5 protein-coding genes and 1 riboswitch are annotated in these 6,428 nt (G+C 64.1%); of the genes, 4 read left to right on the top strand and 1 reads right to left on the bottom strand.

The window, feature by feature from the left end; genetic code table 11:
* Positions 1-44: 44 nt before the first annotated feature.
* Entirely contained in the window at positions 45-1,556 is a 1,512-nt protein-coding gene (locus FJV77_RS29540) for a sugar ABC transporter ATP-binding protein (RefSeq protein ID WP_142869907.1), read from the bottom strand.
* 137 nt (positions 1,557-1,693) lie between these two features.
* Between FJV77_RS29540 and mtnK the strand changes: the two genes are divergently transcribed.
* The 4 genes from mtnK (at position 1,694) to fba (ending at position 6,175) form a co-directional block, all read left to right on the top strand.
* Complete coding sequence (gene mtnK / locus FJV77_RS29545; RefSeq protein WP_142869908.1) at positions 1,694-2,968, top strand: S-methyl-5-thioribose kinase; 1,275 nt, start codon at positions 1,694-1,696, stop codon at positions 2,966-2,968.
* Positions 2,965-4,059 carry an S-methyl-5-thioribose-1-phosphate isomerase gene (gene mtnA / locus FJV77_RS29550; RefSeq protein ID WP_142869909.1) on the top strand — a complete coding sequence of 365 codons (1,095 nt, stop codon included), beginning with the start codon at positions 2,965-2,967 and terminating at the stop codon, positions 4,057-4,059. Before mtnK ends, mtnA begins: the two co-directional genes overlap by 4 nt.
* 200 nt (positions 4,060-4,259) lie before the next feature.
* A riboswitch (FMN riboswitch) is annotated at positions 4,260-4,404 on the top strand.
* A gap of 76 nt (positions 4,405-4,480) precedes the next feature.
* Positions 4,481-4,954 (top strand): 6,7-dimethyl-8-ribityllumazine synthase, encoded by a 474-nt coding sequence (locus FJV77_RS29555; protein WP_142869910.1) that lies wholly within the window; start codon positions 4,481-4,483, stop codon positions 4,952-4,954.
* A 156-nt stretch (positions 4,955-5,110) separates the two neighbouring features.
* The gene (gene fba / locus FJV77_RS29560) at positions 5,111-6,175 is read left to right on the top strand and encodes a class II fructose-bisphosphate aldolase (RefSeq protein ID WP_013532928.1); all 1,065 of its coding nucleotides are present in this window, start codon (positions 5,111-5,113) and stop codon (positions 6,173-6,175) included.
* Positions 6,176-6,428 lie beyond the last annotated feature (253 nt).

Consider the following 6,428-nt stretch of genomic DNA (forward strand, 5'->3'; position numbering starts at 1 on the left):
AACTCAAACCCATGCGCTCCATTCCAATTCCTATAGTTCTTTGCTCAGGCCGCGCTGTGCAGCTGCCCGCCCGCGACCTCGGCCAGCAGGCGATCGAGATCGACATCGGCGTTGCGGTGTTCACCAACGATGGTCTGCTCCGACATCACCAGGATACGGTCGGCGGTCTCCAACGCCTCGTCGAGCTCGGTGACAAACAACAGCGTGGCGCGGCCATTGGCGCTTGCCCGCAGCTTGGCGGCGATGTCGCGCCTGGCCGAGATATCGACACCCTGGAACGGCTCGTCGAGGATGAACAGTCTCGCGTCCTGCGCCATCCAGCGCGCCACCATCACCTTCTGCTGGTTGCCGCCCGACAGCGTGGTCATTTCGTCCTTCTCGGAACGGCAGACGATGCCGAGGTCCTCGATCTGGCGGCGGGCCGTGGCACGCTCGAGGCCGCGCTTGAGAACGGCAAAGCGCGACATGCGCTTGTGAAAGGGCAGGCTGATGTTTTCCTGGATGTTGAAGCCACCGACAATGCCGTTTTCGCCACGGTCCTTGGCGACGAGGAACACGCCGGCGGCGATGGCTTCGCCGGTCGACGCGGGCGCATAGGGCTTGCCGTTCAAAGCCATCGTGCCGGCGAGCGGCTTGCGCAGGCCAAACAGCGTCTCGGCCAGTGCGGTCTTGCCGACGCCGACGAGGCCGGTGACGGCAACGACCTCGCCATCGCCAAGCGTCAGCGAGATCGGCCGGGCGCTCGGCGCGATGCGCAGGCCCTCGATGGTCAGGATCGGTTTGGCCGAATTCCTCGCTTCGATCCGGTCGAGATGGATCTTGCGGCCGAGCATGGCGTTGACCGCGCCTTCATAGTCGAGCGGCTTGGTATCGAAGACGCCGGAGATGACGCCATCGCGCATCGAGACGATGCGGTCGGCCAGCCGCCTGATATCCGACATGCGGTGCGAGATGTAGAGGATGGCGACGCCCTGCTCGCGCAGCCGATCGAGCAGCGAAAACAGCCTGTCTGCCTCGGCGCTGGAGAGCGACGAGGTAGGTTCGTCGAGGATCAGCACTTTCGGCTGGTGCGCCATGGCGCGCGCGATCGCCACCATTTGGCGGTCGGCCAGCGACAGATCGCTGACGCGGGCCCTGAGGTCGATGGCGAGCCCCATGCGGTCGGCGACCGCCCTCGCCTCGCGGCGCACGCGGCCGGGTTTGAACAGCAGCGACGCGCCTTTGCCGCTCAGCCGGTCGAGCGTCAGATTGGTGGCGACATCGAGATCGGCGACAACGCCGTCATTGATATTCTGGTGCACGGTGACGACGCCGGCGCGGATCGCTTCGGCCGGCGTGTTCGGCGCGAAGTCATGACCGGCGAGGCTCATGGTGCCGCCGGCATGGTCGTAGACGCCGCTGATGATTTTCACGAGGGTGGATTTGCCGGCGCCATTGGCGCCCATCAGCACGGTGATCTCACCGGCATGCAATTCGAGCGAGACGCCGCCAAGCACCTCGATATGGCCGAAGGACTTCCTCAGCCCGTCCACGCGGAACACGGCATCATTGCCCATTCGTTCCTCCCTGACGATGACGCTATGGGCTACGTCATCAATTGTCAACTCGATTGACAATTGCCAGACAGCTTCCTAGCTTGGCCCGGCCGCCATCGCTCCACTATGATCGGAGCGAGCAAGCGGGAGGATGAGAAATGACTGGGAAATTGCCGTTCGAAGCACTGTCGGTCGAGACGCTTGCGGCGCGGCTCGGCGCCAACGAAGCGCTGTGCGCCAAGATCGGCAAGGACACCAGCGCCTGGAAGGTGCGCGAGGTCGGCGATGGCAACCTCAACCTCGTCTTCATCGTCGAGGGCCCCTCGGGTGGAGCAATCGTCAAGCAGGCCCTGCCCTATGTCCGCCTGGTCGGCGACAGCTGGCCGCTGCCGCTGAAACGCTCCTTTTTCGAATATCACGCGCTGACAAGGCAGGAGGCGCGCGCGCCGGGCTCGGTGCCGGCGATCTACCATTTCGATGAGGCCCAGGCGCTGATCATCATGGAGTATCTGGCGCCGCCGCACATCATCCTGCGCCGCGCCCTGATCGACGGCCGCCAGCTGCCGAACATCGCCAGGGATATCGGCCTGTTCATGGCCCGCACCTTGTTCCGCGGCTCGGATCTCTCAATGCCGACCAAGGACCGGAAGGCCGATCTGGCGCTGTTCGCCGACAATGTCGAACTCTGCGGCATCACCGAGGACCTGGTGTTTTCCGACCCCTATTTCGACGCCAAGTTGAACCGGCACACCTCGCCGCAACTTGACGGCCTGGTCGCCGAGCTGCGCGCCGACCGCGACCTCAAGGTCGAGGCGCAGCGGCTGAAGCATTTGTTCGCGGCCAATGCCGAAACGCTGCTGCATGGCGACCTGCATTCGGGCTCGATCATGGTCACCGACACCGACACAAGGATGATCGATCCGGAATTCGCCTTCTACGGTCCGATGGCTTTTGACGTCGGCATGCTGCTCGCCAACTTCTGGATGTCCTTCTTCTCGCAGCGCGGCCACGAACAGAACGGCAAGCGCGACGCCATGCGCTCCTATCTGCTCGAGGTGGCGGCAGAGACATGGGCGGTGTTCCGCGCCGAGTTCTCGCATCTATGGCGCCGCGAGCGCACCGGCATGCTCTACCAGAAGAGCCTGTTCGAGGATCAGGGCGACATTCTTGCCTCCGAGCAGGCGCTCGACCATGTGCTGCACCAGATCTGGACCGACCTGCTCGGCTTTGCCGGCATCGAGGTGCATCGGCGCATTCTCGGACTCGCCCACAATGCCGATTTCGAGACCATCGAGGACGAGGATCTGCGCGCCTCTTGCGAGGCCAAAGCGCTGAAGTTCGGCCGCCATATCGCCGTCAACCGGCGCCAGATCCACAGCATCGACGAGGTCAACAATCTCGCCATGCTGATCGAACGGGAGAGCAGGATTTGAACGTCGGCGAGCGCCATTACCGCACCATCTGGCTGAGCGACGACAAGCGCTCGGTCGAGATCATCGACCAGCGCTGGCTGCCGCATGAGTTCCGTGTCGAAAAGATCGGCACCGTTGCCGGCATCGCCACCGCCATCCGCGACATGTGGGTGCGCGGCGCGCCGCTGATCGGCGTCACCGCCGCCTATGGCGTTGCCATCCAGATGGCGGACGACCCGTCGGACGCAGCGCTCGACGCGGTGTGGGAGACGCTGCACAAGACGCGGCCGACGGCGATCAATCTGCGCTGGGCGCTGGACGAAATGCGCCGCTTTCTCAAGCCGATCGCACCAGCGCAACGCGCTGAGGCCGCCTACAAGCGCGCCGCGGAGATCGCCGACGAGGATGTCGGGCTAAACCGCGCAATCGGCGAGAACGGCCTGAAAGTCATAAAGGAGATCGCTGCGCGCAAGAGGCCGGGCGAGCCGGTGAACATCCTCACCCATTGCAATGCCGGCTGGCTGGCGACCGTCGACTATGGCACCGCGACCTCGCCGATCTATCTGGCTGCCGAGGCCGGCATTCCGATCCACGTCTATGTCGACGAGACGCGGCCGCGCAACCAGGGCGCCCAACTGACCGCCTGGGAGATGGCCGGCCACGGCGTGCCGCACACGCTGATCGTCGACAATGCCGGTGGCCACCTGATGCAGCATGGCGCGGTCGACATGGTGATCGTCGGCACAGACCGCACCACGGCCAATGGCGATGTCTGCAACAAGATCGGCACCTATCTCAAGGCGCTCGCCGCCGCCGACAACGGCATTCCCTTCTACGTCGCCCTGCCCTCGCCCACCATCGACTGGACGGTGGGTGACGGGTTGGCTGAGATTCCGATCGAGGAACGTTCGGGCGACGAGGTCTCGCTTGTCTGGGGCAAGACGGCGGACGGAAAAATAGCGCAGGTGCGCGTGTCGCCGGAAGCGACGCCGGCGGCAAATCCGGCGTTTGATGTAACGCCGGCGCGGCTGGTGACGGGGCTGATCACCGAGCGCGGCGTGGCCAAGGCCTCGCGCGTGGGGTTGAAGGCGATGTTTCCGGAACGTGGGTAATCTCCCCCCTTGAGGGGGAGATGTCGCCGAAGGCGACAGAGGGGGTCGGTTCGACCGGGCTCGACCTTACAGCGACGATAGGAGGTTAGCGCTTCACGCGAGACCACCCCCTCTCGCCTGCCGGCCATCTCCCCCTCAAGGGGGGAGATTAGCTAGTCGCCAATTGACAGCCCCTTCCCGCCCCTCCATATCCCTTCCGTTAATGTTCTCAGGGCGGGGTGAAAGTCCCCACCGGCGGTAAGGGTTTCGGCCCGAGCCCGCGAGCGCTTTCCGGCATCGGAAAGGTCAGCAGATCCGGTGTGATTCCGGAGCCGACGGTTACAGTCCGGATGGAAGAGAACGATCGTAAAGGACGGCTCGCTCGCGGGCCGGTTTTTGCGTCGTGCGTCCTGATTCTGGTTCGAAACGGAAGGATGGACCCATGAATCAGCATACCCCCACTGACTATGGAACAACCCGCATCGCCGTCATTCGTGCGCGCTGGCATGCCGATATCGTCGACCAATGCGTGCAGGCCTTCGAGGCGGAACTCAGCATGCTCGGCGGCGGGCGCTTTGCCGTCGATGTCTTCGACGTTCCGGGCGCCTACGAAATCCCGCTGCATGCCAAGACGCTTGCCGAAACGGGGCGCTACGCCGCGATCCTCGGTACCGCCTTTGTCGTCAATGGCGGCATCTATCGCCATGATTTCGTGGCCGGCGCGGTGCTCGACGGCATGATGAATGTGCAGCTGGCGACCGGCGTCCCGGTGCTGTCGGCGGTGCTGACGCCGCACAATTATCATGACAGCGCCGAGCATCACCGCTTCTTCTTCGAGCATTTCACCGTCAAGGGCAAGGAAGCGGCCAACGCCTGCGTGCAGATCCTGGCGGCGCGGGAGCTGATCGCGGTGTGATCCAATGAAAATGGCCGGATTTCAGCCCTGCAACAAGAATTGCGGCCTCGATGGCCGCTGACGGTTGCGGTTCTGGCGAAATCCGGCCAGAAGCATCGGGCCGGCAACCGGCCGGCCGCGACGTTGCGCTTGAAACCAGATACGGGAGACTATTGGGTGGCTCGCATAACACTGAGACAATTGCTCGACCACGCCGCCGAATATGGCTACGGCGTGCCCGCCTTCAACATGAACAATATGGAACAGGGCCTTGCCATCATGGAGGCGGCCGAGGAGACCAAGTCGCCGGTCATCCTGCAGGCAAGCCGCGGCGCGCGCGCCTACGCCAATGACGTGGTGCTGGCCAAGCTGATCGACGCGCTGGTCGAAATCCACCCCGACATCCCGGTCTGCATGCATCTCGACCACGGCAACAACGAAGCCACCTGCGTCACCGCGATCCAGTACGGCTTCACCTCGGTGATGATGGACGGCTCGCTGAAGGAAGACGGCAAGACGCCGGCCGACTACGCCTACAACTCCGGCATCACCAAGCGCGTCGTCGACATGGCGCATTGGGGCGGTGTCTCGGTCGAAGGCGAGATCGGCGTGCTCGGCTCGCTGGAAAGCGGCGGCGGCGAGCAGGAAGACGGCCACGGCGTCGAAGGCGCGATCAGCCACGACCAGCTGCTGACCGATCCGGAGCAGGCGGTCGAGTTCGTCAAGGACACCCATGTCGATGCGCTGGCGGTGGCCATGGGCACCAGCCACGGCGCCTACAAATTCTCGCGCAAGCCGGACGGCGCCGTGCTGGCGATGAACGTCATCGAGGAAATCCACCGCCGCCTGCCCAACATGCATCTGGTGATGCACGGCTCGTCCTCGGTGCCGGAGGACCTGCAGGAGATCATCAACAAATATGGCGGCCAGATGAAGCCGACCTGGGGCGTGCCGGTGGAGGAGATCCAGCGCGGCATCAAGCACGGCGTGCGCAAGATCAACATCGACACCGACAACCGCATGGCGCTGACCGGCGCCATCCGCAAGGTGCTGACCGAGAATCCCTCAGAGTTCGATCCGCGCAAATATCTGACGCCGGCCATGGCCGCGATGCGCAAGCTCTGCAAGGAGCGTTTCGAGCAGTTCGGCACGGCCGGCAATGCGCAGAAGATCAAGCCGCTGCCGGTGGCTGAGATGGCCAAGCGGTACAAGTCGGGGAGCCTTGATCCGAAGTTCGGGTGAAGTGCTAATCTCCCCCCTTGTGGGGGAGATGTCCGGCAGGGCAGAGGGGGGCGTGACAGAACGCCACCTTGTTCGCTCTGCACCAGGCGGGAACAAGCCTGAGGGCGCCATTTGCTCCATTGAGAGGCCGGCGGGACAGCGCCCCCCCTCTGTCCTGCCGGACATCTCCCCCACAAGGGGGAGATCAAGCTCACCCCCCGCGCAAAAACTCGATCACCATTGCCGCTGTCCAGGTGAAGCGGCCGCCACCTAG

Source organism: Mesorhizobium sp. WSM4306 (assembly GCF_007003975.1).
GTDB lineage: Bacteria > Pseudomonadota > Alphaproteobacteria > Rhizobiales > Rhizobiaceae > Mesorhizobium.

Coding starts and splice junctions, on each gene's coding strand:
- mtnK (WP_142869908.1), top strand. CDS start 1,694: ATGACTGGGAAATTGCCGTTCGAAGCACTGTCGGTCGAGACGCTTGCG.
- FJV77_RS29540 (WP_142869907.1), bottom strand. CDS start 1,556: ATGGGCAATGATGCCGTGTTCCGCGTGGACGGGCTGAGGAAGTCCTTC.
- FJV77_RS29555 (WP_142869910.1), top strand. CDS start 4,481: ATGAATCAGCATACCCCCACTGACTATGGAACAACCCGCATCGCCGTC.